Annotated in this window: 25 protein-coding genes and 1 pseudogene; 19 read left to right on the top strand and 7 right to left on the bottom strand. The window is 62.5% G+C overall.

What is annotated here, in order from left to right; translation table 11 throughout:
- The 4 genes and pseudogenes from KBT70_RS06165 to KBT70_RS06150 form a co-directional block, all read left to right on the top strand.
- A pseudogene (locus tag KBT70_RS06165) lies at positions 1–137 on the top strand (SURF1 family protein); the annotation flags it as partial.
- The gene (gene thrC, locus KBT70_RS06160) at positions 134–1,522 is read left to right on the top strand and encodes a threonine synthase (RefSeq protein ID WP_296629807.1); all 1,389 of its coding nucleotides are present in this window, start codon (positions 134–136) and stop codon (positions 1,520–1,522) included. The pseudogene KBT70_RS06165 and the gene thrC, both read left to right, overlap by 4 nt.
- Positions 1,519–2,781: a pitrilysin family protein gene (locus KBT70_RS06155; RefSeq protein WP_296629806.1), complete on the top strand. Its 1,263-nt coding sequence runs from the start codon at positions 1,519–1,521 to the stop codon at positions 2,779–2,781. Before thrC ends, KBT70_RS06155 begins: the two co-directional genes overlap by 4 nt.
- 2 nt (positions 2,782–2,783) lie before the next feature.
- Entirely contained in the window at positions 2,784–3,368 is a 585-nt protein-coding gene (locus tag KBT70_RS06150) for a GNAT family protein (RefSeq protein ID WP_296629812.1), read from the top strand.
- A 9-nt stretch (positions 3,369–3,377) separates the two neighbouring features.
- Here KBT70_RS06150 and KBT70_RS06145 read toward each other — a convergent pair whose 3' ends face one another.
- Complete coding sequence (locus KBT70_RS06145; RefSeq protein ID WP_296629804.1) at positions 3,378–4,685, bottom strand: HlyD family type I secretion periplasmic adaptor subunit; 1,308 nt, start codon at positions 4,683–4,685, stop codon at positions 3,378–3,380.
- Positions 4,682–6,406, bottom strand: a complete 1,725-nt coding sequence (locus KBT70_RS06140) for a type I secretion system permease/ATPase (protein WP_296629810.1) — start codon at positions 6,404–6,406, stop codon at positions 4,682–4,684. The genes KBT70_RS06145 and KBT70_RS06140 overlap by 4 nt, the downstream gene beginning before the upstream one ends.
- 184 nt (positions 6,407–6,590) lie before the next feature.
- Here KBT70_RS06140 and KBT70_RS06135 point away from each other — a divergent pair, with 184 nt between their 5' ends.
- Both KBT70_RS06135 and KBT70_RS06130 read left to right on the top strand, forming a co-directional pair.
- Positions 6,591–7,391 (top strand): VacJ family lipoprotein, encoded by an 801-nt coding sequence (locus tag KBT70_RS06135; RefSeq protein WP_296629801.1) that lies wholly within the window; start codon positions 6,591–6,593, stop codon positions 7,389–7,391.
- Positions 7,381–7,986: an ABC transporter substrate-binding protein gene (locus KBT70_RS06130; RefSeq protein ID WP_296629798.1), complete on the top strand. Its 606-nt coding sequence runs from the start codon at positions 7,381–7,383 to the stop codon at positions 7,984–7,986. The genes KBT70_RS06135 and KBT70_RS06130 overlap by 11 nt, the downstream gene beginning before the upstream one ends.
- A gap of 53 nt (positions 7,987–8,039) precedes the next feature.
- On the opposite strand, the gene KBT70_RS06125 is transcribed toward KBT70_RS06130, so the two are convergent.
- Positions 8,040–10,190, bottom strand: coding sequence for a PBP1A family penicillin-binding protein (locus KBT70_RS06125; RefSeq protein WP_296629795.1), 2,151 nt, complete (start codon positions 10,188–10,190; stop codon positions 8,040–8,042).
- Between the two features lie 255 nt (positions 10,191–10,445).
- On the opposite strand from KBT70_RS06125, the gene KBT70_RS06120 reads away from it, so the two are divergent.
- The 5 genes from KBT70_RS06120 (at position 10,446) to KBT70_RS06100 (ending at position 16,159) form a co-directional block, all read left to right on the top strand.
- On the top strand, positions 10,446–10,784 hold the full coding sequence (locus tag KBT70_RS06120) for a P-II family nitrogen regulator (RefSeq protein ID WP_008279099.1): 339 nt from the start codon (positions 10,446–10,448) through the stop codon (positions 10,782–10,784).
- A 25-nt stretch (positions 10,785–10,809) separates the two neighbouring features.
- Entirely contained in the window at positions 10,810–12,144 is a 1,335-nt protein-coding gene (locus KBT70_RS06115) for an ammonium transporter (protein WP_296629789.1), read from the top strand.
- Between the two features lie 124 nt (positions 12,145–12,268).
- A complete protein-coding gene (gene mutL, locus KBT70_RS06110) occupies positions 12,269–14,104 on the top strand; it encodes a DNA mismatch repair endonuclease MutL (RefSeq protein ID WP_296629786.1) in 1,836 nt (611 codons plus the stop codon).
- Positions 14,101–15,270, top strand: coding sequence for a DNA recombination protein RmuC (gene rmuC / locus KBT70_RS06105; RefSeq protein ID WP_296629784.1), 1,170 nt, complete (start codon positions 14,101–14,103; stop codon positions 15,268–15,270). The genes mutL and rmuC overlap by 4 nt, the downstream gene beginning before the upstream one ends.
- Positions 15,271–15,346: 76 nt before the next feature.
- On the top strand, positions 15,347–16,159 hold the full coding sequence (locus KBT70_RS06100) for an MBL fold metallo-hydrolase (RefSeq protein WP_296629781.1): 813 nt from the start codon (positions 15,347–15,349) through the stop codon (positions 16,157–16,159).
- Between the two features lie 73 nt (positions 16,160–16,232).
- Here the strand turns inward: KBT70_RS06100 and KBT70_RS06095 are convergent, their stop codons facing one another.
- From KBT70_RS06095 to KBT70_RS06080, 4 genes are all read right to left on the bottom strand, one after another.
- Entirely contained in the window at positions 16,233–16,472 is a 240-nt protein-coding gene (locus KBT70_RS06095) for a hypothetical protein (protein ID WP_296629779.1), read from the bottom strand.
- Positions 16,473–16,719: 247 nt separating this feature from the next.
- A complete protein-coding gene (gene ispH / locus KBT70_RS06090; RefSeq protein ID WP_296629777.1) occupies positions 16,720–17,670 on the bottom strand; it encodes a 4-hydroxy-3-methylbut-2-enyl diphosphate reductase in 951 nt (316 codons plus the stop codon).
- A 327-nt stretch (positions 17,671–17,997) separates the two neighbouring features.
- Entirely contained in the window at positions 17,998–18,450 is a 453-nt protein-coding gene (locus KBT70_RS06085) for a YqaA family protein (protein ID WP_296629775.1), read from the bottom strand.
- A 42-nt stretch (positions 18,451–18,492) separates the two neighbouring features.
- Positions 18,493–19,065, bottom strand: a complete 573-nt coding sequence (locus KBT70_RS06080; protein WP_037272326.1) for an NYN domain-containing protein — start codon at positions 19,063–19,065, stop codon at positions 18,493–18,495.
- A gap of 146 nt (positions 19,066–19,211) precedes the next feature.
- Here KBT70_RS06080 and folK point away from each other — a divergent pair, with 146 nt between their 5' ends.
- The 8 genes from folK to lepB form a co-directional block, all read left to right on the top strand.
- A complete protein-coding gene (gene folK / locus KBT70_RS06075; protein ID WP_296629769.1) occupies positions 19,212–19,778 on the top strand; it encodes a 2-amino-4-hydroxy-6-hydroxymethyldihydropteridine diphosphokinase in 567 nt (188 codons plus the stop codon).
- Between the two features lie 79 nt (positions 19,779–19,857).
- On the top strand, positions 19,858–20,211 hold the full coding sequence (gene rpoZ / locus KBT70_RS06070; protein ID WP_296629767.1) for a DNA-directed RNA polymerase subunit omega: 354 nt from the start codon (positions 19,858–19,860) through the stop codon (positions 20,209–20,211).
- Positions 20,212–20,241: 30 nt separating this feature from the next.
- The gene (locus tag KBT70_RS06065) at positions 20,242–22,368 is read left to right on the top strand and encodes a bifunctional (p)ppGpp synthetase/guanosine-3',5'-bis(diphosphate) 3'-pyrophosphohydrolase (RefSeq protein ID WP_296629764.1); all 2,127 of its coding nucleotides are present in this window, start codon (positions 20,242–20,244) and stop codon (positions 22,366–22,368) included.
- Between the two features lie 23 nt (positions 22,369–22,391).
- Positions 22,392–23,072 (top strand): DUF2062 domain-containing protein, encoded by a 681-nt coding sequence (locus KBT70_RS06060; protein WP_296629762.1) that lies wholly within the window; start codon positions 22,392–22,394, stop codon positions 23,070–23,072.
- Between the two features lie 39 nt (positions 23,073–23,111).
- The gene (locus KBT70_RS06055; protein ID WP_296629758.1) at positions 23,112–23,861 is read left to right on the top strand and encodes a pyridoxine 5'-phosphate synthase; all 750 of its coding nucleotides are present in this window, start codon (positions 23,112–23,114) and stop codon (positions 23,859–23,861) included.
- Positions 23,862–23,883: 22 nt separating this feature from the next.
- A complete protein-coding gene (locus tag KBT70_RS06050; protein WP_296629756.1) occupies positions 23,884–25,362 on the top strand; it encodes an alpha/beta fold hydrolase in 1,479 nt (492 codons plus the stop codon).
- A complete protein-coding gene (gene acpS, locus KBT70_RS06045) occupies positions 25,359–25,772 on the top strand; it encodes a holo-ACP synthase (RefSeq protein WP_296629754.1) in 414 nt (137 codons plus the stop codon). Before KBT70_RS06050 ends, acpS begins: the two co-directional genes overlap by 4 nt.
- 103 nt (positions 25,773–25,875) lie before the next feature.
- Positions 25,876–26,706, top strand: an 831-nt coding sequence (gene lepB / locus KBT70_RS06040) for a signal peptidase I (protein WP_296629753.1), incomplete at its 3' end; no start/stop codon positions are given.

Raw genomic sequence — 26,706 nt, 5'->3', positions numbered from 1 at the left:
TGCCGGTCGACACGAGCGGTATTCCCAACGATCACCTGAGTTACGCGATCACATGGTTTTCGCTGGCCGCGATATGGGCCTCGATGACCGGGGTTTTCATCTGGCGCATGCGGCAGGCAGAGAGAGGCAAGACGTGAAATACATCTCGACACGGGGCCGCGCGCCCACACTGAGTTTTGAAGAGGCGATGCTGACGGGGTTGGCGCGCGATGGCGGGCTCTATCTGCCCGAAAGCATCCCGCAGATGAGCCATGCGGACATGCGCGCGCTCGAAGGGGTGAGCTATGAGGAGGCCGCGTTCCGGGTGATGCGGCCCTTCATCGGCGATGCCTTTACCGACGAGGAGTTTCGCGGGATCATCGCGCGGGCCTATGCGGGCTTTGGCCATGCGGCGCGGGCGCCGTTGAAGCAGTTGGCTGCTGGGCATTTCCTGCTCGAGTTGTTCCACGGGCCGACGCTGGCGTTCAAGGATTTCGCCATGCAGCTTATCGGGCAGATGTTCGAGTTCTCGCTCAAGCGCTCTGGTAGCCGTGTGAGCATCGTCGGGGCGACCTCCGGCGATACCGGCTCTGCGGCGATCGAGGCGTTTCGGGGCTTGGATGCGGTGGATGTGTTCATCCTCTATCCCCATGGGCGCGTCAGCGAGGTGCAGCGCCGGCAGATGACGACGCCGGTCGAGGGCAACGTGCATGCGCTGGCGATTGACGGGCATTTCGACGATGCGCAGGCGCGCGTCAAGGACATGTTCAACGATTTCGAGTTCCGCGATGGCGTGCGGCTGGCGGGTGTGAACAGCATCAACTGGGCGCGGGTTCTGGCGCAGGTGGTGTATTATTTCACCTCTGCCGTGAGCCTCGGCGCGCCGGACCGCAAGGTCAGTTTCACTGTGCCCACGGGCAATTTCGGCGACGTGTTCGCGGGCTATATCGCCAAGCGGATGGGCCTGCCGATCGACCGGCTGGTGGTGGCGACCAATCAGAACGATATTCTGCACCGGTGTCTGAGCACCGGGGACTATCGGCCCGATGGCGTGGCACCCTCGATCAGCCCCTCGATGGATATTCAGGTGAGTTCCAACTTTGAACGCGCGCTTTTCTATGCCTATGGGCAGGATGGCGGCGCTGTGGCGCAGGTGATGGACGAGTTGAAGGCAGGCGGGTTCACGGTGAGCCAAGGCGCGCTGGAGGCGCTGCGAGAGACCTTCGATAGCGGGCGCTGTGACGAGGATCAGACCCGCGCCGCGATCCGGAATACATGGGCCGCGAGCGGTGAATTGCTCTGTCCGCATAGTGCTGTGGGCGTGCATGTGGCCGAGGCGCAGCGTAGCCCCGGCGTCCCGATGATCACGCTGGCCACGGCGCACCCTGCGAAATTCCCGGCGGCGGTCGAGGAGGCGAGCGGGATTCACCCCCCCTTGCCCGAGCGTATGGCGGACCTGTATGAGCGGGACGAACGTGTGACGCGGGTTGCCAATGACCTGAGCGCCATTGAAACATTGATCAAGGAACGGATCGCCAATTGAGTGTCCAACTGACCACCCTGCCCAACGGGTTTCGCATCGTCTCGGAACATATGCCCGGCCTGCAATCGGCGGCCATCGGCGTCTGGGTGCTCGCCGGGGCGCGCCATGAAGAGGCCAGCCAGAATGGCATCGCGCATTTTCTGGAGCATATGGCCTTTAAAGGGACCAAGCGACGCTCGGCCTTGCAGATCGCCGAGGCAATCGAGGATGTGGGCGGCTATATCAACGCCTATACCAGCCGCGAAGTGACGGCCTATTACGTGCGCGTCCTCAAGGAAGATGTGCCGCTGGCCTTGGACGTGGTGGCGGATATCCTGCGCAATCCCGTGTTCGATCCGCGCGAGATCGAGGTGGAGCGCGGCGTGATCCTGCAAGAGATCGGGCAGGCGGCGGACACGCCGGATGATATCATTTTCGACTGGTTGCAGGAAAAGGCCTATCCCGATCACCCGCTTGGGCGCACCATTCTGGGGGCGGAAGAGCGGGTGCGCGGCTTTGCCAAGCCCGATCTGGAGCGGTTCGTGGATCAGTATTACCGGCCCGGTCAGATGGTTCTGTCGGCGGCAGGAGCGGTTGATCATGATGCACTCGTGCGCATGGCCGAAGGCATGTTCGGTGACATGATCCCGAGCAATGTGATCGAGCCGCCGGTCGCGCGATTTGCGGGGGGCGAAACCCGGCATATCAAAGATTTGGAGCAGGCGCATTTCGCGCTGGCCTTTGAAAGCCCGGATTATGCGCATCCCGATATCTACACGGCGCAAATTTATGCCTCGGCCCTTGGCGGGTCGATGTCCTCGCGGCTGTTTCAGGAGATCCGCGAGCGGCGGGGCCTCTGCTATTCCATCTATGCGCAGGCCGGGGCCTATTCCGACACCGGCATGATGACGATCTATGCCGGCACCTCGGGCGAGCAATTGGGCGATCTGGCGGGGATCACCATCGACGAGATGAAGCGCGCCGCCGAAGACATGAGCCCCGCCGAGGTGGAGCGAGCGCGGGCGCAGATGAAGGCAGGCTTGCTGATGGGGCTGGAAAGCCCGAGCAACCGGGCGGAACGTCTGGCGCGGATGCTGCAGATTTGGGGGCGGGTGCCGGACCTGCCCGAGGTTGTGGAACGCATTGACGCGGTGACGCTCGAGGATGTGCGGCGGCTTGCCGAGAGCACGGTGGCGCAGGCCCCCGCGGCGCTGGCGCTCTATGGTCCGGTGGAGCAGGCCCCGACGCTGGCCGCTCTTGATGCGAGGCGCGCCGCCTGATGATGCTCTTGCCGCGCCGCAAGCTCAGGATCGAGACAGAGCGTCTCAGCCTGCGGCAGCCGGTGATCGGCGATTATCGCGACTGGAGCAATTTGCGGGCGGATAGCGCGGATTTCCTCACGCCGTGGGAGCCGCTCTGGGCGGTGGATCATTTGGCGCGCAAGGGGTTTTCAAACCGGGTCTGGTGGGCGCAACGCTCGATTTCAAATGGCAGCGCGATGCCGCTCTTTCTGGTCCGGCGCGCGGATCAGGCGCTATTGGGGGCGATCACGCTGGACAATATCCGGCGCGGACCGGCGCAGGCGGGCACCTTGGGCTATTGGATTGGTCAACCCTATGCGCGCCAAGGCTATATGCGCGAGGCGATTGCCGGGGTGGTGCATCACGCCTTTGACCGGCTGGACCTGAGCCGGATCGAGGCGGCCTGCCTGCCGGAAAATCAGGCGTCGCGGGCGCTGCTTGAGAAGTGCGGCTTCAAATATGAGGGCGTTGCGCAGAGCTATTTGCAGATCAACGGGCGGTGGCGGACGCATGTTCTCTATGCGCAGTTGCGGGCAGATCGGCGCGGGCGCACGGATGTGGGCTGAGCCCGCAGACTATTCTCGGAACGCCTTGGCCAGATAATCGGTAAAGGGTTTGACCAAATAGGCCAGCGGCGTGCGGTCGGCGGTGCGAATGAACGCCTCGACCGGCATGCCGGGGATGAGGGTGCTGCCCTCGGGCAAGCGGGCCTGTTCGCCCTCGCTCAGCACGATCTCGGCGCGATAATAGCTGGCGCGCGTGGCTTCATCCTCGAACGCATCGGCAGAGATTTGCGTCACCTGGCCAAAGAGTTCCGGGGTGGTGCGTTGGTCGAGCGCGGAGAAGCGCAGGGTCACATCCTGTCCGACAAAGAGTTTGTCGACATGGATGCTGTCCACACGGGCGTTGATCACGAGCGGGCGGTCCTGTGGCACGATGAAGAGCACCGGATCAGCCGGGCGGATCACCGAGCGCAGGGCAAAGACCTGCAGGTTATAGACCACGCCCGAGACAGGTGCGGGAATGTCGAGCCGCCCCATCTGTTCGATCAGGGCGCGGCGCTGTTCGCGCAATTCAAGCTCGCGGAATTGCAGATCGCGCAGGGTGGTGATCGCCTCTTCGCGCCGGTCTGTCCCGAGCTTGAGGATAGAGATTTCGATTTCGGTGATGCGGCCTTCGGCCTCGGCCTTTTGGGCGGCGAGATCGCCCATGGTGCCGCTGAGGCGCGCCTGTTCGCGTTGCAGCCCAAGAACGCGGGTCGCCTGTGCGAGACCACGATCCAGAAGGGACTGTTGATCGGTCAGTTCCATCTCGATCAGTTCGAGTTGACGGGCGAGCGCCACTTGCTGGGCCTCGATGCCGTCGATCTGGTTGGAAATCTGGCCGCGCCGCTTGTCGAGTTGGTCAATCTCGGCGGCGACGGTCTGTTCGCGCGCCTCGAACAGGGTCTTTTGCCCGGTCATGAGATCGGCGGCGTCACTGTTCTGGGCAGAGATTTCGATCAGCAGCGGGTCGAATTTCAGAGTATCGCGCCCGTCACGCTCGGCTTCCAGTCGGCCCCGGCGCGCCATGAGTTCGGCCAATTGATTCTCGATGATCGAGAGTTCGGATTGCAGGTCGGTGGGATCGAGCCGAATGAGAACCTGACCGATGCTGACCTTGTCGCCTTCCTTGACCTCGATGGCAGAGACCACGCCGCCGTCAGGGTGCTGGACGACCTGCCGGTTTTGATCCACCTCGATGCGCCCCGGCGCGATGATCGCCCCGGAAATCTGGGTAAAGGTTGCCCAAGTGCCAAAGCCGCCCACGAGCAGAACAAGGCCGATCAGACCGATGATCAGCGGCTTGCGCGCCGACCATGCAGCATCGTTCGGGGTGCTCATCGCACACCTCCGGGGCCGGTTGCATTCGAGAGTTGCTGATGGTTCTGGAGCACGTCCTTGAGCACCTTTTCACGTGGGCCAAAGGCGCGCATGACGCCCGCCTCGAGCATCAGAAGCATGTCGCATTCCTTGATCGCCGCGGGGCGGTGGGCGACGACGATGACCGCCTTGCCCTCGGCCTTGAAGCTGCGGATCGCGAGATTGACCGCCTCGCTTCCCTCGTTGTCGAGATTGGAATTGGGTTCATCCAGCACGAGGATCATGGGGTCGCCATACATGGCGCGGGCCAGACCGATGCGCTGCATCTGCCCGCCCGAGAGCCGCCCGCCACTGGCGGTGACGCGGGTGTCATAGCCGTTGGGGAGCTTGAGGATCATCTCATGGGCGTCGGCCTTGCGCGCGGCCTCGACGATCTTGGCGGGGTCGGGTTGGGGGGCAAGACGGGCGATGTTCTCGGCGATGGTGCCGTCAAAGAGCTGCACGCGCTGCGGCAGGTAGCCAATCAATTCGCCCAGCACCGAGGGTGCGTATTGGTCGAGTGTCGCGCCATCGAGCCGGATCTTGCCGCCTGCGGGTCGCCAGACGCCGGTGATGGCGCGCGCGAGGGTGGATTTGCCAGCCCCCGAGGGGCCGATCACGCCCACGGCCTGCCCCGGTTCGATCTTGAAGTTCAGGGTTTTCAGCACGGCCTGGCTCTCGCCCGGCGGAACCATGGTAAGCTGTTGCACTTCGAGCCGCGCCTTGGGGCGGGGCAGGGGCGTGCGCGGCTGTTCGGGCGGGACTGAGCCCAGCAGTTCCGAGAGGCTGTCCCAGCCTTTGGTCGCGCGTTGCACCAGTGCCCATTGGCCGATGGCCTGCTCGATGGGGGCAAGGGCGCGGCCCATCAGGATCGAGCCTGCGATCATCGCGCCGGGCGTCAATTCCCCACGCAGCACGAGCCATGCGCCAAGGCCCAGCATCGCCGATTGCAGGAGGAGGCGCAGCGTCTTGGTGGTGGTGGTAAAGGTGCCACCCAAATCGGCGGCCTCGATTGCAGTCGAGAGGGCGCGCCCCCGCATGGCCTGCCAGCGATCAAAGGCCGCGTCCCGCATGCCCATGGCCTGAATCATCTCGGACTCGGTGCGCAATTGCTCGGAAATCGCTTCGGCCTGCACGCTGGCGTTATTGGCTTGACCGGTGGGGCGGCGGGTCACGACCTGATTGACCAAGGTCACGACGACCAGAACCGCGCCGCCTGCAAGAGCGAGGATGCCGAGCCAGGGGTGAAACACCCAGATTGCCGCCAGAAAGAACGGTGCCCATGGCATGTCGAATATGGCGAGGAGCACGGGCGAGGTCATCAACCGCTGGATCGCTTCGAGGTCACGCAGGCCAGTGGCGGTGTTGGCATCGGGTTGCACCGCCGATTTGCGAATCACCGCGTCAAATACCCGCCGATCAAGCCGCGCCTGAAAGCGCGCGCCGACCCGGCCCATAATCCGACCACGGGCATAATCCAGAAGCCCCATCATCGCGTAGAGAAAGAGCACCAGCACCGAGAGCGCGATCAGCGTTTCAATCGAACGGCTGCTGAGGACGCGGTCATAGACCTGCAACATGTAGATCGGGCCAGTCAGCATCAGCAGATTGGCGAAAAAGCTAAAGACGCCGACAAACCAGTAGAGACTGCGGCTTTCGCGTCGGGCGGCACGCAATTCCTGCCTGCCCGCTTCCAGTTTCATCTTGTCCAAACGCGTGTTCCGTCTTTATTGTTCAAGTCTTTAAGGCATCCGAAGCAATTCTGCCTTCCCTTACAGCCAATGTCACCATTCTGCCACAGCATTGTGAACATGGGGCGTAGGATGATGGGTTTGTTCGGGCTATAGTTTATGTAAGGCTGAGACTCGTTTAATGACGGATACCCCATTGCTAAGCTTATCTTTCCCTGTGCCCGCCGGAGCCGTGCTGCGCCTGATCGCCCTGTCGGGAGTGGTCGCTTTGAGCGCCTGCGCGAAGCCCAGCCCGTCCGAGGCCACGCGCGACGTATTCGATCCATACGAATCGCAGAACCGTGATGTGCATGACTTCAACCGAGGCTTTGACCGCGCGCTCGTGCGGCCGGTCGCCAAGGGCTATAGCGCCGCGATCCCCGACGATATCGAAACGGTGATCGGGCGTTTCGCGACCAACCTGTCATTGCCCAGCGACATCGTGAACAATGTCCTGCAATTGAACATGCGCGGTGCCATTCACGATACCGCGCGGCTGGTGGTGAATACCACCTTTGGCCTAGGCGGCCTGTTCGATCCGGCGAGCGAGATGGGGATGCCTGCGGGCACCAACACCGATTTCGGCGAAACTTTGCACGTCTGGGGTGCGCGCGAAGGCGCCTATGTGGAACTGCCGGTCTTGGGGCCATCGACCGAGCGGGATACCTGGGGCATTGCCGTTGATCTCTTTACCAACCCCTTGAGTTATATCGTCGAATCCCCCGAAAGCCTGATCGGCACGGGGGCGGGTGTGGCCGCTGGCCTGTCCAAGCGGGACAAGTTCACCGAGACGATTGACGCCATTCTCTATGAGAGCGCGGACAGTTACGCACAGTCGCGGTCGATCTTCCTGCAAAACCGGCGCTTCAAACTCGGCGGCACGGCTGGTAGTGTCTATGACGACCCTTACGGCACTCTTGAGCCATCCGCGCCATTGGAGGACCCCTATGCTGAGTAAGATGAACCGTCGCCACTTTGTTTCCGCAGCCTTGGCTGCAACCGCACTGACCGCGCTGCCACGTATGGGGTGGGCGCTGGATGATGCGCGCGCGCGCACGCTGGTGGATGAGGTGGTTGTGAACATCAACCGCGTCATCGCCTCGGGCAAGCCGCTGTCGGGAATGATCTCGGACTTCGAGCGTATTTTCAACACCTATGCCGATGTGAACATCATTGCGCGCTCGACCCTTGGGGCGGATGCCAACCGGGTGTCGGCGGCGCAGATGCGCGCCTTTACCGAGGCATTCCGTGGCTATATCGCGCGTAAATACGGAAAGCGATTCAATGAATTCGCGGGCGGTCGGATCGAGGTGAACTCGGTCAAGCCGGTGAAATCCTGGCACGAGGTGAAATCCACCGCCTATCTGCGCGGGCAATCGCCCTTCGAGGTGAGTTTCCTTGTGTCCGACCGGTCGGGCAAGGACCTGTTTTTCGACATGATCATCGAGGGCATCAGCCTGCGCCTGAGCGAACGCACCGAGATTGGCGCGATGCTGGATCGGCGCAACGGCGATGTGAACGCGCTGATCGAGGATCTCAAGCAGGCGGGCTGAGGCTCTTTCAGGTTTCGCTCTGTCGTGAACGGCGCCCTGATCGGGCGCCGTTTTCAGTTGCCGCCAAAGATGCTGCGCAGGATGTTTTCAATCGGGTTGCCGCTGGCCACCGGTGCGCGGCGCTGCTGGTTCTGCGGGGCGGGGGCAGGCGCGGGTCGGGGTTGTGGGCGCAGCATCGGCAGCGGTTTGGGATCAATCCCCTCATGCACGCGCACCATGGTTTCCTGCCAGATTTCCGCAGGCAAGCCGCCGCCTGTCACGCCTTTGAGGGGCGTGTTGTCGTCATAGCCCATCCAGACACCGGCCACGTAATCGGCGGTAAAGCCCAGAAACCACGCATCGCGGGCGGCCTGTGTGGTGCCGGTCTTGCCCGCCGCCTCGCGGTCGGGCAGGCGGGCGCGGCTACCGGTGCCGCCTTCGATGACTTTCGTCATCATGTAGATGAGTTCCTGCGCCGCACTTTCCTGAATAACACGCTCGCCAATGCCGCCGCCGGTGCCCATCAGAGGCTCGTTTTCACCCAAGAGTTTCAGTTCGACAAGGCCGTAGGGCGTGACCGATGAGCCGCCATTGAGGATGCCCGCATAGGCACCGGTCATTTCCAGCAACGTGCTCTCGGACGCGCCAAGGGCCAAGGCGGGGCCAGCGGCGAGATCGCTGTCGATGCCGAAATCGCTGGCCACCTTGCGCACAAGGTCACGTCCGACACTCTCGGAGATCTTGACCGCCGGAATGTTGAGCGATTGCGCCAATGCCTCGGTCAGGGAAACGCGCCCCTTGTATTCACGGGTATAGTTTTCCGGGCACCAACGGCCAGAGCCGGGGATGTTGAGGCAAAGGGGTTCGTCGACCACGACCGAATCATAGCTGTAGCCCAGTTCGACGGCCGTTGCGTAGACGAAGGGTTTGAAGGCTGATCCGGTCTGGCGTTTGGCTTGGGTGGCGCGGTTGAAGGCGCCCACCACCTTGGTCTTGCGCCCGCCGACCATGGCGCGCACGGCCCCATCGGCGGACATGACCACGATGGCGGCCTGCGCCTCGGAGCCTTCGCGCACCTTTTCGTCAAAGATATAGGTCAGCGCATCCTCGGCGGCGCGTTGGACGCGTTGATCGAGCGTGGTGCGGATGATCACATCCTCGGTGGTGTCGCGGGTAAAGAATTCGGGGCCGGAGGCCATGACCCAATCGGCGAAATAGCCGCCCGCCTGCCGTTCCGCCGCCTCGGAGAGTTCGGCGGGCTTGGCCAGTGCCAGTGCGGCCTCTTCTTGGCTGAGATAGCCCTGACGCTGCATCAGGCCCACCACGACCGAGGCGCGGTTGCGCGAGCGTTCCAGATTGGCGGTGGGGGCGAGGGTCGAGGGCGCGGTCAGCAGGCCCGCAATCATCGCCCCTTCGGCAGGGTTGAGCGCGGCGGCGGATTTGCCGAAATAACGCTGTGCCGCAGCCTCGGCGCCGTAAGCACCCCCACCCAGATAGGCGCGGTTGAGATAGACCGAGAGAATCTCGTTCTTGGTGTATTTCACCTCCATCGCCATGGCATAGATCGCCTCGCGCGCTTTGCGCGCCAGCGACGTGCGGCGGCAATCGGCGATATAATCGGCCTCGCTCTCCCATTCGCTCTCTTTATAGGCGTTGCCAAAGCAGAGGAGTTTCGCGGTCTGCTGCGTGATGGTCGAGCCACCGTTGCCCTGCAGGGGGCCGCGCCCTTCGTTCAGGTTGATGCGGATGGCGCTGGCGATGCCGATGGGATCGACGCCGGGATGCAGGTAAAAGCGACGATCCTCGGTGGCGATGACAGCATTCTTGAGATGCGGGCTGACGGTGTCGGCGGTGACGACCCCGCCGAATTGATCGCCACGCCAGGCAAAGACCTCGCCCGCGCTGTCCAGCAAGGTGACAGAGCCTTTGGCGCGGCCATCCATCAGGGTCTTGTAATCGGGCAGGGTGCTGTAGGTGATCCCAACGAGCACGCCCACGACCAGTGTGACCACCGCCGTCACCCGCCAGGTGATCCACCAGATCGCGCCGAATATCCAGCGCAGGAGGCCGCCGACAAGCCGCACCACCACGTTATTGGAACGCGCGCGCGCACGGCGCGGCGCGCTCTTGGCCTTGCGCGCCGGTTTGGAGGGCGCCTTGGGGGGCGCCTTGGGGTTGCGCTTGGGGGCCACCAGAGGCGGCTTTTTTGGTCCAGTCGTGCTCATTGTCGCCCTGCTCGGCCTCGTGTGTTCGGGGTAGTTTATAGTGCGGGATCGCAAAAGTAGAGACCTCGCGCGCGCAGATCGTGATTTCAGATACGCACAAAAAATACGCATCTTAATTTTTATGCACAATTTTTCGGCATATGCGGCAGAATTAACCGGCGATTTCCCGCCTTGACCCTTCCAGACTCTGTCATCTGCGCCTTTTCTGCATGTGCAAACAACGCGCTGAGACACCGCAAACCGAAAGGGGCAGACGTGAAACTCATCATTGCAACGATAAAGCCGTTCAAGCTGGAAGAGGTCCGCGAGGCGCTGACCGACATCGGCGTGCGCGGCATGATGGTGACAGAAATCAAGGGCTTCGGCTCTCAATCCGGCCACACGGAAATCTATCGCGGTGCGGAATACGCCGTGAATTTCGTGCCCAAGATCAAGCTGGAAATCGCGGTCTCTGCCGCGATGGCCGATCAGGTCGTCGAGACCATCACCAAGACCGCCCGCACCGGCAAGATCGGTGACGGCAAGATTTTCGTGCTCGACATCCAGCAAGCCGTGCGTGTCCGCACCGGCGAAACCAACGATGACGCGCTCTGAGCGCGCAGGGGAAAGGATAACTACCATGAATTCCATGCTAAAACTCGGCCTTGCCGCAACGCTGATTGCGCTGCCGCAGATGGGGCTGGCGCAAGAGGCGGCGGCGGAGGCCGTGCCGAGCTTTGATGAAATCGGCCCCTATATCATGACGACGCTGCTGTTCTGCATGGCGGGCTTTCTGGTTTTCTTCATGGCGGCGGGCTTTGCCATGCTCGAAGGCGGGCTGGTGCGCTCCAAGAACGTCACGATGCAGATGACCAAGAACGTCGTGCTCTATTCCTTTGCGACGATCATGTATTGGCTGGTTGGCTTCAACCTCATGTATCCTGGCGATGGCTGGCTGGTGGCCGGTTGGGTCGGGCCGTTCTTTGCCATGACCGAGCTGGACCCGGTGGGTGTTGCGGCGGCGGATGCGGCGCTGGATTATGCCTCGATCGGCTCTGACTTCTTCTTCCAGTTGGTGTTTGTCGCGGCGACCGCCTCGATCGTGTCGGGCGCTCTGGCCGAGCGGATCAAGCTCTGGCCGTTCCTTGCCTTTGTCATCGTGCTGACCGGCTTCATGTATCCGATTTCCGGCTCTTGGCAGTGGGGCGGTGGCTGGTTGTCCGAAGCGGGCTTCTCCGACTTCGCAGGTTCGACCATCGTGCACTCTGTGGGTGGCTGGGCCGCTCTGGCAGGGGCGATCATTCTCGGGCCGCGCCTTGGGAAATACGGCAAGGATGGCAAGGTCACGCCGATGCCGGGTTCGAACCTCGCGCTTGCCACTCTGGGCACGTTCATCCTGTGGCTGGGTTGGTTCGGCTTTAACGGTGGGTCGCAATTGGCCATGGGCACCGTGGGCGATGTCTCGGACGTGTCGCGCATCTTTGCCAACACCAATATGGCCGCGGCGGCGGGCTCCATTTCGGCGCTGATCCTGACGCAGGTTCTCTACAAGAAGCCTGACCTGACCATGGTTCTCAACGGTGCCTTGGCTGGTCTCGTTTCGATCACCGCTGAGCCGCTCGCGCCCAGCCTCTTTGGTGCGCTCTGGATCGGTGCGGTCGGTGGTGTGATCGTGGTGCTTGCCGTGCCCATGCTCGACAAGTTCAAGATCGACGATGTGGTCGGCGCCATTCCGGTGCACCTCTGCTGCGGCATCTGGGGCACGCTTGCGGTGGTGTTCTATGGCGATGCCAGCCTCGGCACGCAGCTTCTGGGGATCTTTGCCTACGGTGCCTTTACCTTTGTCATCAGCCTCGTGCTCTGGCTGGTCATCAAGGGCACCATGGGTCTGCGCGTCGATCAAGAGACCGAGATCAACGGGCTCGACATGGCGGAAATGGGTATGGAAGCCTATCCCGAATTCTCCAAGAGCTGATCCTTCTCCTTCCTGACAGATCTTGTGAGAGCTTGCCCGGGCGTTCGCGCCCGGGCTTTTTATATGATTTGGGTGAAATGCCTTCTCTGGCAGAATCGCGGAAATCCGTGCTAAGTGTTGCGGTATGAACAGCCCTAGCCCCAAGATACGCACCGAACACCCGCAAATTCGTCAGTTGGACGAGGGGGCGATCAATCGTATCGCGGCGGGCGAGGTGGTCGAGCGCCCGGCCTCGGCGGTCAAGGAACTGGTGGAAAACGCGCTCGATGCCGGCGCCACCCGGATCGAGGTGAGCTATGCCGATGGCGGCAAGACGCTGATCCGCGTGGGCGATGATGGCTGCGGCATGACGCCGGATCAACTGCCGCTCGCGCTTGCGCGGCATGCGACGTCTAAGATTGACGGATCGGACCTGCTGAATATCCATTCCTTTGGCTTTCGCGGCGAGGCCCTGCCGTCCTTGGGCGCGGTCGGACGGCTGACGATTGCGTCGCGCGCCGGGGATGAGGCCGCGGAAATCACGGTGGCGGGCGGGCAGATGGGGGCGGTGAAACCTGCAGCCCTCAATGGCGGCACGGTGGTCACGCTGCGCGATCTCTTTTACGCCACGCCTGCGCGGCTCAAGTTCATGCGCTCGGACCGGGCCGAGGCGCAGGCGATTGCCGATACGGTCAAGCGGCTGGCGATGGCTGAGCCGTTTGTGGGCTTTACCCTGCGCGATGTGTCGGGTGGCGGCGAGGGGCGGATCGTGTTTCGCGCCGATCCTGAAAACGGTGATTTGTTTGATGCGCTACATGGGCGGTTGGCGCGGGTGCTGGGGGCCGAGTTTGCCGAAAATGCGCTGAGGATTGATGCCACGCGCGAGGGGCTGCGCCTGACCGGCTATGCCGCGCTGCCCACCTATGCGCGCGGGTCGGCGGTCGCGCAGTATCTCTTTGTCAATGGCCGTCCGGTGCGGGACAAGATGCTCTACGGCGCGCTGCGCGCCGCCTATCAGGATGTGCTGAGCCGTGACCGGCACCCGGCGGCGGCGCTTTTTCTGGGCTGCGATCCCACGCTGGTCGATGTGAACGTGCATCCGGCGAAATCCGAAGTGCGGTTTCGCGATCCGGGGCTGGCGCGGGGGCTGATCGTGTCGGGCCTGCGGCATGCCTTGGCCGAGGCTGGGCATCGGGCCTCGACCACGGTTGCGGGGGCGACCTTGGGCGCGTTCCGGGCAGAACCGGCGGGGCGCGTCTATCAGATGGATCGCCCGTCACCACAGGCGCGGGCCCTGGCCTATAGCGCGCAGGCACCCGGATTTGCCGATATGGGTGCAGAGTGGAGTGCGCGGGTTGAGAGCGCGCCAGAGCCGGAGGTGGAGGAACAGCCGGCCATGGCGCTGCCACTTGGGGCCGCACGGGCGCAGGTGCATGAAAATTACATCATCGCCCAGACCGAAACCGGCATGGTGATCGTCGATCAGCACGCCGCCCATGAGCGGTTGGTTTATGAGCGGCTGAAACGTCAGATGGCCGAGAGCGGGATTGCGGCGCAGGCGCTCTTGATCCCTGAGATTGTCGATTTCTCAGAGGCCGATTGCGCGTGTCTGATGGATCATGCCGAGGAACTAGCGGGGCTTGGGCTGGGGATAGAGCCGTTTGGTCCGGGCAGCCTCGCGGTGCGCGAAACGCCCGCCATTCTGGGGCCGGTCAACGCGGGCGCGCTCTTGCGTGATATTCTTGACGAGTTGCAGGATCAGGGTGCAAGCGGCACGCTCAAATTGCGGATCGACGCGATCCTGAGCCGGGTGGCCTGTCATGGCTCGGTCCGGTCTGGTCGCCGGATGAGCGCCGAGGAAATGAACGCCCTCCTGCGCGAGATGGAGCGCACGCCCCTGTCGGGCCAATGCAACCACGGGCGACCTACCTATGTGGAATTGCGGCTGTCGGATATCGAACGGCTGTTCGGGCGCACATGATCCAGATCGGCGGTCAGACCTATGCCTTTGATGATCCTGTTGTTCTGGCGGTGATGATCGGCGCGGGGGTGTTGCTGCTGATACTCCTTCTGCTCATTCTCGCGCTGCGGGCGGCCAATCGGTCGGCGCGGCTGGCGGAACCGCTGGCCTATCAGATGGGGCAATTGGGGCAGCGGGTGCAGGGCTTGTCGGATGGGCAGCATCAATTGGCGGGTGGGCTCAATCATGTGTCCGAGGCGCAGGCGGCGGCGCAATCGCATCTGCTGCAACTGATGGAAAAGCGGCTGGCACAGGTGAGCCACGCCATGACCGAGAACCTGCAAGGCACGTCACGGCGCACGGCGCAATCGCTCGGTGAATTGCAGCAGCGCCTGCAAGCCATCGACAAGGCGCAGGACAATATCACCAAGCTCTCGGGTGATGTGCTGTCGTTGCAGGATATTCTGTCGAACAAGCAGACGCGGGGCGCGTTTGGCGAAATCCAACTGACGGATATTGTCACCAAGGCGCTGCCGTCGGACAGTTACACCTTGCAAGCGACGCTTTCGAACGGGCGGCGGGCGGATTGTCTCATCCATCTGCCAAACCCGCCGGGGCCGATCTGCATCGACAGCAAATTCCCGCTGGAGGCCTATGAGGCGCTGCGCCGGGCTAAGACCGATGCGGAATTGGTCGAGGCGGCGCGTGGAATGCGCACAGCCGTGCGCAAGCATATCAAGGATATTTCCGAGAAATACATCATCGAGGGTGAAACCGCCGATGGTGCGCTGATGTTCCTGCCCTCCGAGGCAGTCTATGCCGAGTTGCACGCCAATTTCCCTGAGGTGGTGCGCGACGGGTTTGCCGCGCGGGTGTGGATCGTGTCGCCCACGACCTGCATGGCCACGCTCAACACCATGCGTGCGATCCTCAAGGATGCGCGGATGCGCGAGCAGGCGGGGGCGATCCGGCGGGAATTGGGGCTGCTCTTTGGGGATGTGGAGCGGTTGGGCGCGCGGGTCGAAAACCTCGACCGGCACTTCAGTCTGGCGGCCAAGGATGTGGCCGAGATCAGGATTTCGGCGGACAAAGCCGGGCGCCGGGCGCGGCGGCTGGACAATTTCGATTTCGAGGAGCTGGCACCGGAAACCGATCCCGCCATCGTGCCGCTGGTCAAGGAAAGCTGAGCGCGCTTCTGGTTCGGAAAAGATGACGCTGCGTCAAAGCGTGCTATCTTGAGGCGGACCAACAGGAGGGCTGCCGATGATCCGACTAGTCTTGTTCGTCCTGATGCTGGCCGCACCGGTCGCGGCGCAGGAGCGCAGGCCCAGCCATTGTATTGCCCTCGCCGATGCCGCGCCGGGGATCGAATATCTGCACCGGGCCAGCTTTCGCGCGCCTCTGCCTGAGTATTCCGTCCGGCTGCGCTATATCGCCCATGCCTCGTTTCTCATTCAGGCGGGGGGATATCATGCGGTGACGGATTTCACCGGCTTTATCGGCAGCGCCGATCTGATCCCTGATGTCATCACCATGAACCACGCGCATGAGACACATTGGACCGCCTTTCCTGATCCGGCTATCCCGCATGTGTTGCGTGGGTGGGGAGAGAATGGCGCGGCGGCCGATCATCACCTCGATCTGGGCACGCTGGTGGTGCGCAATGTGCCGACCGATATCCGGTCCGGTGGCGGGGTGGCGGCCGATGGCAATTCGATTTTCGTCTTTGAGGCCGAGGGGCTCTGTATTGCCCATCTGGGGCATCTGCATCACGAGCCGACGGATGATCAATATGCCGCTCTTGGCCGGATGGATGTGGTGATGGCCCCGGTCGATGGCGGGTTCACCATGAATATCGAGAACATGATGAATGTGCTGCGGCGGGTAAAGGCGTCAATCGTGCTGCCGATGCATTGGTTTGGCGATGGCACGCTGGAGCGGTTTCTGGCAGGGATGGAGGCGGATTTCGCCATCTCGCGCCCCGGTGTGAGCGAGATCGAGGTGTCCTTGCGCACCTTGCCGGACCGGCCCACCATCGTCGTCCTGCGCCCTGCGTGGCTGCGGGAAAATGAGTGAGGGGCGGGTCCGGTTGTGCGACGCAAACGGGGGTATGAGCCTGACGCTTTTCAGCACCATCCGGCGGTCAAGATCAATCTTCTGAGGGCGGATTGAGCACTTTGTTGATCACCCAAAAGAAAACACCGGCAAAGAGGCCCAGAACGCCCCAAGTGGCCCCGTTGGCGATGGCAAAGCGTGCGGTTGCGCCAAATGTCACGCCGTCCGAGGACAGATTGATAAGGATGTAGAGGAGAGGCGCTGCAAAGAGGCCGAGTCCAACGCCAGCGGCGGCCCCCAGAATGGCCCAGGTCATATAAGAGGTCGAGGTCATGCGCGTTTCCTGTTTCTTGGTTTCGGTTGTCCGGCTGTGGCGGTCTAGTCTCGGTGAACGATGTCGTTTCCAACTACTCCGACTGGCGCAGAAAGGCCTGCACTGGCTGCTGGTTGAATAAAGCGCGGAGAGCGGGGGATCGTGTCTTTTCAGCCGATCAAATAAGTCACCGACACACGATATCAATGATTTAACGCGCAGAGGGCCGGTTCAATTTTGTGCCGACAACGGCACTCGGCACCCCACCTCACACAGGTGCGCGCAGCACCCTTGGCACCTTGAACTCAACCGTTTCCTGCGCGGTTTCGATGACTTCGACGGTCACGTCATAGCGGGCGCGGAAGGCGTCGATCACCTCGTTGACCAATACTTCCGGCGCTGAGGCCCCAGCGGTGATACCCATGCTGCGGATACCGTCGAGCGCGCGCCAGTCGATGTCGGTGGCGCGTTGCACAAGCTGGGCATAGGCGCAGCCCGCGCGCGCGCCAACCTCGACCAGACGTTTGGAATTCGACGAATTTGGCGCGCCCACGACGAGCATCGCCTCTGCCCGTTCCGCCATGGCCTTGACCGCCTCTTGACGGTTGGTGGTGGCGTAACAGATGTCTTCCTTATGCGGGCCGACAATCGCCGGGAACCGCGCCTGAAGCGCCGCGACCACCTCGGCGGTGTCATCGACCGAGAGGGTGGTCTGGGTGACAAAGGCAAGGCGGGCTGCGTCGCGCACGGCGAGCGTGGCCACATCGGCGGGGGTTTCGACCAAGAGCACCTCACCATCGGGCAATTGCCCCATGGTGCCCACGGTTTCGGGGTGGCCGGCGTGCCCGATCATCACGATTTGCAGCCCGTTCTCATGGTGCCGCTCTGCCTCGATATGCACCTTCGAGACCAGCGGGCAGGTGGCATCGACATAGAGCATCTGCCGCGCTGCGGCCTCAGACGGGACGGATTTCGGCACGCCATGGGCGGAAAAGATCACGGGCCGGTCGGTGGGGCACTCATCCAATTCCTCGACGAACACCGCTCCCTTGGCGCGCAGGTCATCGACCACGTATTTGTTATGCACGATCTCGTGGCGCACATAGACCGGCGCCCCCCATTTCGCGAGCGCCATTTCTACGATCTTGATGGCGCGGTCCACACCGGCGCAAAAACCGCGCGGCGCGGCGAGGTAGAGGGTGAGGGGGGGCTTGGTCATCGCGCGTCTCCTGATCGGGGATAGAGGTAAGGCAGGCGGGCGCGCAGGTAAAGGGCGGGGAGGGAAATAGCGGCGTCGGAGGCGTGGTGGTGGGGAATTACAAGCCGGATCTCTCATCTATGACCCGCGCGAATAGCACAGAAGGTGCCGCGCGGATCGCTTGGCCGTCTGGCGGCCTGGCGATTTAGAGAGGGCGCGGATCGCTGATGGGTCACACGGATCTTGCTGGCATAAAGTGGCAGCCACGACTGTTGCTTCGCTCGTCCCCGGCCCAGCGTTCCGCGCGGCCCTGTTCTTGCTGCACGCGACAGTAAAGTCACCGCCCCCTCAGCCCATCGCCTGTGCCGTGATCCAGGCCAGCACGATGTAGCGGGCTGTCTTGGCAATCGTGACCAGCAGAAGGAATAGCCAGACTGGCGTGCGCAGGACCCCGGCGATCACGGTAAAGGCATCGCCCAAGGGCGCCCAGCTGAGCAGCAGGGTCCAGACGCCCCATCGCGCATACCACCGCTCTGCCTGCGCCATCTGTGCGTCATTTGCGGGAAACCAGCGGCGGTGGCGAAACCGTTCGATCCCGCGCCCCATCGCGTAATTGACCACGGCCCCCAGCGTGTTGCCGATGCTGGCCACGACGATGAGTGCTGTCAAAGACGCCGTGCCCGCCAGTTGCAGGCCGACAAACACCACTTCGGATTGAAAGGGCAGGATGGTCGCCGCGCCAAAGGCCGCAGCAAAAAGCCCGGCCAATTGCGCAAAAACGCCCGGATCAACCATGCTCATGCAGGGGCAATCCGGGCGTTGACGCGAGGCTTGGGAAACAGATCACTCGGTTTCGGCATAGGCCTCTTGGCGGTCGTTCTGAGTGTCACGCGGCGGGCGGCCGATGACATCCTTGAGATCTGCCAGTTCGATGAAATTGTCCGCCTGACGGCGCAATTCATCCGAGATCATCGGCGGCTGGCTGCGGATGGTCGAGACCACCGACACGCGCACGCCCTGACGTTGCAGGCTCTCGACCAGAGGCCGGAAATCGCCATCGCCCGAGAAGAGCACGATATGATCGACGCGCGGGGCGAGTTCCATCGCATCCACGGTCAATTCGATATCCATGTTGCCCTTGACCTTGCGGCGGCCTTGGCTGTCGGTGTATTCCTTGGCCGGTTTCGTGACCATGGAATAGCCGTTGTAATGCAGCCAATCGACCAGCGGGCGGATCGGCGAATACTCGTCATTTTCCAACAGGGCAGTATAGTAAAAGGCGCGCAGCAACTTGCCACGGCGCATGAACTCGGATCTCAGCAACTTGTAGTCGATGTCGAACCCGAGCGCCTTGCCCGCGGCGTAGAGGTTCGAGCCGTCGATGAACAAGGCTAAACGCTCGTCCTTGTAAAACATCTTAAATGTCCTTCCGAATGGTCATGTCTTGCCTGGGAGTGTGTGAGTGGTGTGAGTGGTGAAGGCAGGACAGAGTAACAGCGACAATTAGGGGTTAAGAATTCTGCATGCAAGGGCATGTTACGTCGGGACAGGATAGGGGAGCGATGACTTTGGATCAACAATGCTTGATCGCGATGGGTGGAAACTTGCCGTTCGGCGATTTGGACCCTGCGGCGACCCTGTCGGAGGCTCTTGTGCGCCTGCGCGAGGAGGGGGCGGAGATTGTGGCGGTCAGCCGGTTTTTTCGCACACCGGCCTTTCCGGCGGGGGCGGGTCCGGATTATGTCAATGCCGCTGCGGTGCTTCAGGGCGCGCAAGAGCCCGAGGCGATGCTGGCGCTCTTGCACCGGGTTGAGGCGGTCTTTGGTCGCAGGCGCGAGACGCGGTGGGGCGGGCGCACGCTTGATCTTGATCTCATCGCCATGGGCGCGCGCATCTTGCCTGACCGGGCGGGGTTCGAGGCGTGGCGGAGCCTGACGCCCGAGGCGCAGCAGAGCCACGCGCCTGACCGTTTGATCCTGCCGCATCCGCGCCTGCACGAGCGGGCCTTTGTGCTGGTGCCGCTGGCAGAGGTGGCGCCCGACTGGGTGCATCCGGTGTTGGGCCGCTCTGTGCGCGAGATGCTCGCGGCGCTGCCAGAGGCTGCGCGCGACGCGGTCGATCCGCTGTGATTCTCTGCTTGTAAATCCCCGCTTGAGACCCTAAATACAAGGCTTCTTGAAATCCGCCCCAACCCGTTCCGGAGGTCTGATGGCCCGCGTTACCACAGAAGATTGCGTTGACAAGGTTCCAAACCGTTTTGATCTGGTGATGCTTGCCGCACACCGCGCCCGTGAAATCACGGCGGGATCGCCGCTGACGGTGGATCGCGACAACGACAAGAACCCGGTTGTGGCGCTGCGCGAAATCGCCGAGGAAACCCAATCGGCGGATGATCTGCGCGAGCGGCTGATCGAATCGAATCAGACCCAGATCGAGGTGGACGAGCCGGAAGAAGATTCCATGGCCCTCTTGATGGGTGGCGATGTGGACAAGCCCGATACCGACGACATGTCGGAAGAAAAGCTGCTGCGCGCGCTTATGGAAGCACAGGGTCAGGGGTAACTCCGGCCCCTTCGGCAAGGCGCGACCCCGATGATCGCCGTTGACGACCTGATCACACTGGTGCGCCACTACAACCCCCGCACAGACGAGGCGCTCATTCGCGCGGCCTATGATTTTGGTCGCGCGATGCATGAGGGGCAGTTTCGCCATTCCGGCGAGCCCTATTTTACCCATCCTGTTGCCGTGGCCGCCATTCTGACCGAACAGCGGCTGGATGATGCGACGATCATCACCGCGCTCTTGCATGACACGATCGAGGACACCAAGGCGTCCTATCAGATCGTTGCGGACAAGTTTGGGCGCGAGGTGGCCGATCTGGTGGATGGCGTCACCAAGCTGACAAATCTGCAACTGTCGAATTCCGAGACCAAGCAGGCCGAGAATTTCCGCAAGCTGTTCATGGCGATGTCCAAGGACCTGCGGGTCATTCTGGTCAAGCTGGCCGACCGGCTGCACAACATGCGCACCATCAAGGCGATGCGTCCGGAAAAGCAGGCGCAAAAGGCGCGTGAGACCATGGATATCTATGGGCCTCTCGCAGGGCGCATGGGCATGCAATGGATGCGCGAAGAGCTGGAGGATCTGGCATTTCGCGTGCTCAATCCCGAGGCGCGCGCAAGCATCATCCGCCGGTTCATCACCCTGCAGCGCGAGACCGGCGATGTGGTCGAGCGGATCACCAGCGACATGCGGCACGAGTTGGACAAGGCGGGCATCGAGGCCGATGTCTTTGGCCGGGCCAAGAAACCCTATTCGATCTGGCGCAAGATGCAGGAAAAGGAGATGGGGTTTTCGCGGCTGTCGGACATTTACGGCTTTCGCGTGATCACCCGCTCTGAAAATGATTGCTACCGCGCGCTTGGGGCCATTCACCAACGCTGGCGCGCCGTGCCGGGGCGGTTCAAGGATTACATCAGCCAGCCCAAATCGAACGGCTACCGCTCGATTCACACCACCGTGTCGGGTCGGGATGGCAAGCGGGTCGAGGTGCAGATCCGCACGCAGGCGATGCATGACGTGGCAGAAACCGGCGTGGCCGCACATTGGTCCTATCGCGACGGTGTGCGCTCGGAAAACCCCTTTGCCGTCGATCCCGCCAAGTGGATTTCGAGCGTCAGCGAGCAATTCGACGCCGAGGAGGATCACGAAGATTTTCTCGAGGCGGTCAAGCTCGAGATGTATGCGGACCAAGTGTTCTGCTTTACCCCCAAGGGTGATGTGATCAAGCTGCCGCGCGGGGCCACGCCAATTGATTTCGCCTATGCGATTCACACGCGTATCGGGCATGCCTGTGTCGGGGCCAAGGTGGACGGCATGCGCGTGCCGCTCTGGACTCGGATCAAGAACGGTCAATCGGTCGAGGTGATCACCGCCGATGGCCAGACGCCACAGGCCACCTGGCTCGATATTGCCACCACCGGCAAGGCGCGCGCCGCCATTCGCCGCGCGCTGCGCGAGTTGGACCGCGACCGTTATATCAAACTTGGGCGCGAATTGGCGCGTTCGGCCTTTGAGCATGTCGGCAAGAAGGCCACCGACAAGGCATTGGAGTCCGCCGCGCGCACGTTGCGTCTGCGCGATGCCGATGAGGTGCGCGCACGTCTGGGCAGCGCCGAATTGACCGCGCATCAGGTGCTGCATGCGGTTTATCCCGATCTCATCCCAGAGGCCGGAAATGAGGTTACGCGCGACCGTGCGGTGATCGGTCTGGGCGCGGATCAGAGTTTCGAGCGGGCGCGCTGTTGCCAGCCGCTACCGGGCGAGCGGATCGTGGGCATCACCTATCGCGGGCGGGGCGTGGTGATCCATGCCATCGACTGTGAAACGCTGTCGCAATATGACCAGCAGCCTGATCGCTGGATGGACCTGCATTGGCACACCGGCACGCATCCGGCGGTCTATGATGTGACGCTCGATCTCACCATCGGCAACGATGCCGGGGTTCTGGGGCGGATTTGCACCTTGATCGGCGAGCAGAAGGCCAATATCTCGGATCTGACATTCGTGGACCGGAAACCGGATTTCTATCGTCTTTTGATTGATGTCGAGTTGCGCGATGCCGAACATTTGCACGGCGTGCTCTCGGCGCTTGATGCGGAAAGCGATGTCGCCGCTGTCGAGCGCTATCGTGATCCGTCCCGCGTGGGGGCGGGCTGACACAAACCCAAGGAGCCGCACAGGTGGTATTCAGACGTCGTGACAGACGCCCCTGGTGGAAGGTCATCGCCGGTTTTCTCTGGCCCAAGGGCGGATGGGGGCGGGCCTTTACCTATGTCCGCCATCGTCTGAACCGGCTGCCCGATCCGCCTGACCGCATTGCGCGCGGCATTTTCGCCGGGGTATTCACCACCTTTACCCCGTTCTACGGCTTTCATTTCATCGTGGCGGGCACGCTGGCGTGGATATTGCGCGGCAATATCCCGGCGGCCCTGTTGGGGACGTTCTTTGGCAATCCGCTGACCTATGTGCCCATCGGGGTGGTCTCGCTTCAGACCGGGCACGCGATGCTGGGGCGCAGCACACTGGGGGAGGATGAGATCAGCCGCTCGCTCGGGGGCAAGTTTCTGGATGCGGGCGACGATCTCAAGAACAACTTTCTGTCCATTTTCATGGATCATCAGGCCGATTGGAGCGGTCTCAAGCTCTTTTATGACGAGGTGTTCTTTCCCTACATGATCGGGGGAATCGTTCCAGGGATCGTGACAGCACTCGCGGCCTATTACATAAGCCTGCCGGTGATCACCGCCTATCAGCACCGCCGCAAGGGCGTGCTCAAAGCCAAATGGGTGGCGATGAAGGAAAAGAAGGCGGCCAAGGAAAAACAGGCGCACAAGGCTGACGAGGCGGGAAAACCGGACTAGGTTACGCCTCGAGTCGCGGATCAATCACGGGAGAGGCCGATGTCGGCAGGAAAGAAGCTACGCCTTGGTGTCAATATCGACCATGTGGCCACGGTGCGCAATGCACGCGGCGGGGCCTATCCTGACCCCCTGCGCGCCGCCAAGATTGCGCAAGAAGCGGGGGCCGATGGCATCACCGCCCATCTGCGCGAGGATCGACGCCATATCTCGGATGCGGATATCGACGGGCTCATGGAGGTGCTGACGGTGCCGCTCAACTTCGAGATGGCGGCGACCGAGGAAATGCAGCGGATTGCCCTGCGGCACAAACCGCATGCCGTCTGCATCGTGCCGGAAAAGCGCGAGGAGCGCACGACAGAGGGCGGGCTCGAGGTCGCGCGCGAGGAAAACCGACTGGCGCATTTCATAGCTCCTTTGCGGGATGCCGGATGCCGGGTGTCGATCTTTATCGCCGCCGACAAACGCCAGATCGACGCCGCACACCGGATCGGGGCCGAGGTGATCGAATTGCATACGGGGGCCTATTGCGATGCCCATGCCGAGGGGCATTTCGACGCCCGCGACCGCGAGTTGGAGAGTTTGCGCGAGATGTCCGCCTATGCGCATGCCTTGGGGCTCGAGGTGCACGCGGGCCATGGGCTCAGCTATGACACGGTGCAGCCGGTCGCGGCTTTCCCCGAGGTGATGGAACTCAACATCGGGCATTTCCTCATTGGCGAGTCGATCTTTCGCGGGCTGGGACCGGCGATTGCAGAGATGCGGCGCCTGATGGACGAGGCGCGGGGGTGACGCCGCGCCGGGCCGCTCTGGCATGACATGGCGTGCCCTTTTGGCCGTGGTGGCCGCTGTTGCCGCATGTCTCGCGCTCTGGCAGCTTGAGGGGCAGCGGCGGGGGGTGGACATCGCCAGCTTCACGGTCTCGGACACGCCGATTACGCGGATGGCCATGCCGGGGGCCGATGGGCCGGTGGTTGTGGTCGCCCATGGCTTTGCCGGGTCGCGGCAGATGATGCAGGCCTATGGGCTTGATCTGGCGCGGGCGGGTTACCGGGTCTGGGCCTTCGATTTCGAAGGGCACGGGCGCAACCGGGTGCCGATGTCGGGCGATGTGAACCGCATCGACGGCACGACGCGGCTCTTGATCGCGCAGACGGGCCGCGTGGTCACAGCAGCGGTGGCGCAAGAGGGCTTTTCGGGCAAGGTCGCGCTCTTGGGGCATTCCATGGCCACGGATATCATCATCCGCACCGCATTGGAGGATGCCAGGATCGGTCCCGTAGTGGCGATTTCGGCGTTCTCCCAAGCGGTGACAGCGACGGACCCGGACAATCTTCTGCTCATCACCGGCGCGTGGGAGGTGGGATTGCGCGGCTTTGCCCGCGAGGCGGTGGCGATGGTCACGCCCGGCGCGGGCGAGGGTGAGACTGTGCAGGCAGAGGCGGTCACGCGCCGCGCGGTGGTGGCGCCATGGGCCGAGCATGTGGCGGTGCTGCATAGCCGTGTGGGCCGGGCCGAGGCGATAGACTGGCTCGATGCCGCCTATGGGCGCACGAGCGATGTTGCGGTGCGCGCGACGGGGCCGTGGTTTCTGGCGCTGATGGCCGCGATTGTGGCGCTCGCGGCACCACTGGCGCGGCTCTTGCCGCAGAGCGCGCCGCCCGTGCCGGGGGCATTGCGCGGGGGGCAGTTCACCCTTGTTCTCTTGGTGCCTGCGCTGCTTGCGCCGCTTTTGGCGGTGCAGGTGCAAACGCGGCTCTTGCCGGTCTTGGTGGCGGATTACCTGGCGCTCCATCTGGCACTCTACGGGCTGATCCAGTTGGCTTTGATGTGGCACTTTGGGCGGCGTCCCATCGGGTTTCGCCTAGTCGCGGTGCTGGCGCTGCTGATCTGGGGCCTTGGTGTCTTTGGCGTGGCACTCGATCGTTATGGCGCGAACTTCTGGCCGACGCCTGAGCGGTTGGCGATCATCGCTGCGCTGAGCCTTGGGGCGCTCCCCTTCATGCTGGCGGATGCGGTTTTGACGCGCGGCGCGCCGCTCTGGCAGAGGCTGGTGACGCGGGGGGGATTTCTGGCCTCGCTGGGTCTGGCCATCCTGCTCGATACCGAGCGGCTTTTCTTCCTCGCGATGATTGCGCCGGTGATCCTGCTCTTTTTCCTGATATACGGGCTGATGGGCCGTTGGGTGGCGGCACGGGCAGGGGCGCTGAGCGCGGGTCTTGCGCTTGGCCTCATCCTCGCTTGGGCGCTTGGCGTCAGCTTTCCGCTGTTTTCACCGGGGGTGACTGGATGATCTTGGGGATTGGCACGGATCTGGCGAATATCGAACGGATTGCGCGCACGCTCGAGCGGTTCGGCGACCGGTTCCGCAACCGGGTTTTCACACCCGTGGAACAGGCCAAGGCCGAACGCCGCGCCGATGTGGCGGGCACCTATGCGAAACGGTGGGCGGCGAAAGAAGCCTGTTCCAAGGCGCTTGGCACCGGGCTGCGCATGGGCATCGCGTGGAAGGACATGGCGGTCACGAACCTGCCCACAGGCCAGCCGGTGATGCAGGTTACGGGTTGGGCCGCGACACGTCTGGCCGAGATGACGCCGCCGGGACATGAGGCGATCATCCACGTGACGCTGACCGATGATCACCCTTGGGCGCAGGCATTTGTGGTCATCGAAGCCCGACCAATCGTGCAGGACCAATCTTAACGTGTATTGCGACCTTTCACACCCCCGAAAGACCTCTTGGATCGCTTGACTTGAGCGGGTCCTGCCCGCATGTAACCCCAAACTGATTATCAGGAGCGCCGCTATGGCTGCCAAAGAAAAAACTGGCAACGCATTTGTCGAAACCATCAAAACAATCGTCTATGCGTTGGTCATTGCAGGCGTGTTCCGGACCTTGTTTTTCCAGCCTTTTTGGATCCCTTCCGGCTCGATGAAAGAGACGTTGCTGATCGGTGATTTCCTGTTCGTTAACAAGATGGCATATGGCTATTCCTACGCGTCTTGCCCCAGCATCATGGTGCCGCGTTTCGGCATAGAAATCGACGCCAAGGATATTTGCGGTGCCTTTGATGGCGACAACACACGCCTGTTCGCGTCCGAGCCCGAGCGTGGCGATGTGGTGGTGTTCCGCCACCCCGTTTCGGGCCGGGATTACATCAAACGGTTGATCGGTTTGCCCGGTGACAGAATTCAAGTGACCGACGGCGTGGTCAGCATCAATGGCACGCCTGTCGAACTGCGTTCCGATGGCGTATTCGAGGAAGAAATGACCCGCCAAGGCCCCCAAGGCATGCGTCCGCGCTGTGAAAACGGTGCGGTTGGCGAAGGTGGCAACTGCGAGAAATCCCGCCAAATCGAAACCTTGCCCAATGGTGTAGAACATCCGATCCTGAACATCGGCAATCAAGCGTCTGACAATACAGGCATCTATGCCGTTCCTGAAGGCCACTATTTCTTTATGGGCGATAACCGCGATAATTCGGCCGACAGCCGTTTGGCGCAACAGGCTGGTGGCGTGGGATACGTCCCGTTCGAAAACCTGATTGGCCGCGCTGACCGGATCATGTTCAGTTCGGGCGGGCGGTCGATGCTGTTCTTCTGGACATGGCGCGGCGACCGCTTCTTTAAAGCAATC

The sequence above is a fragment of the Roseovarius sp. genome, from assembly GCF_018066915.1.
Taxonomy (GTDB): Bacteria; Pseudomonadota; Alphaproteobacteria; order Rhodobacterales; family Rhodobacteraceae; genus Roseovarius.
This window is presented reverse-complemented; position numbering and strand designations above follow the sequence as displayed.

Coding starts and splice junctions, on each gene's coding strand:
- KBT70_RS06150 (WP_296629812.1), top strand. CDS start 2,784: ATGCTCTTGCCGCGCCGCAAGCTCAGGATCGAGACAGAGCGTCTCAGC.
- KBT70_RS06145 (WP_296629804.1), bottom strand. CDS start 4,685: ATGAGCACCCCGAACGATGCTGCATGGTCGGCGCGCAAGCCGCTGATC.
- KBT70_RS06140 (WP_296629810.1), bottom strand. CDS start 6,406: ATGAAACTGGAAGCGGGCAGGCAGGAATTGCGTGCCGCCCGACGCGAA.
- KBT70_RS06130 (WP_296629798.1), top strand. CDS start 7,381: ATGCTGAGTAAGATGAACCGTCGCCACTTTGTTTCCGCAGCCTTGGCT.
- KBT70_RS06125 (WP_296629795.1), bottom strand. CDS start 10,190: ATGAGCACGACTGGACCAAAAAAGCCGCCTCTGGTGGCCCCCAAGCGC.
- KBT70_RS06115 (WP_296629789.1), top strand. CDS start 10,810: ATGAATTCCATGCTAAAACTCGGCCTTGCCGCAACGCTGATTGCGCTG.
- mutL (WP_296629786.1), top strand. CDS start 12,269: ATGAACAGCCCTAGCCCCAAGATACGCACCGAACACCCGCAAATTCGT.
- rmuC (WP_296629784.1), top strand. CDS start 14,101: ATGATCCAGATCGGCGGTCAGACCTATGCCTTTGATGATCCTGTTGTT.
- KBT70_RS06100 (WP_296629781.1), top strand. CDS start 15,347: ATGATCCGACTAGTCTTGTTCGTCCTGATGCTGGCCGCACCGGTCGCG.
- KBT70_RS06095 (WP_296629779.1), bottom strand. CDS start 16,472: ATGACCTCGACCTCTTATATGACCTGGGCCATTCTGGGGGCCGCCGCT.
- ispH (WP_296629777.1), bottom strand. CDS start 17,670: ATGACCAAGCCCCCCCTCACCCTCTACCTCGCCGCGCCGCGCGGTTTT.
- KBT70_RS06085 (WP_296629775.1), bottom strand. CDS start 18,450: ATGAGCATGGTTGATCCGGGCGTTTTTGCGCAATTGGCCGGGCTTTTT.
- KBT70_RS06080 (WP_037272326.1), bottom strand. CDS start 19,065: ATGTTTTACAAGGACGAGCGTTTAGCCTTGTTCATCGACGGCTCGAAC.
- folK (WP_296629769.1), top strand. CDS start 19,212: ATGACTTTGGATCAACAATGCTTGATCGCGATGGGTGGAAACTTGCCG.
- rpoZ (WP_296629767.1), top strand. CDS start 19,858: ATGGCCCGCGTTACCACAGAAGATTGCGTTGACAAGGTTCCAAACCGT.
- KBT70_RS06065 (WP_296629764.1), top strand. CDS start 20,242: ATGATCGCCGTTGACGACCTGATCACACTGGTGCGCCACTACAACCCC.
- KBT70_RS06055 (WP_296629758.1), top strand. CDS start 23,112: ATGTCGGCAGGAAAGAAGCTACGCCTTGGTGTCAATATCGACCATGTG.
- KBT70_RS06050 (WP_296629756.1), top strand. CDS start 23,884: ATGACATGGCGTGCCCTTTTGGCCGTGGTGGCCGCTGTTGCCGCATGT.
- acpS (WP_296629754.1), top strand. CDS start 25,359: ATGATCTTGGGGATTGGCACGGATCTGGCGAATATCGAACGGATTGCG.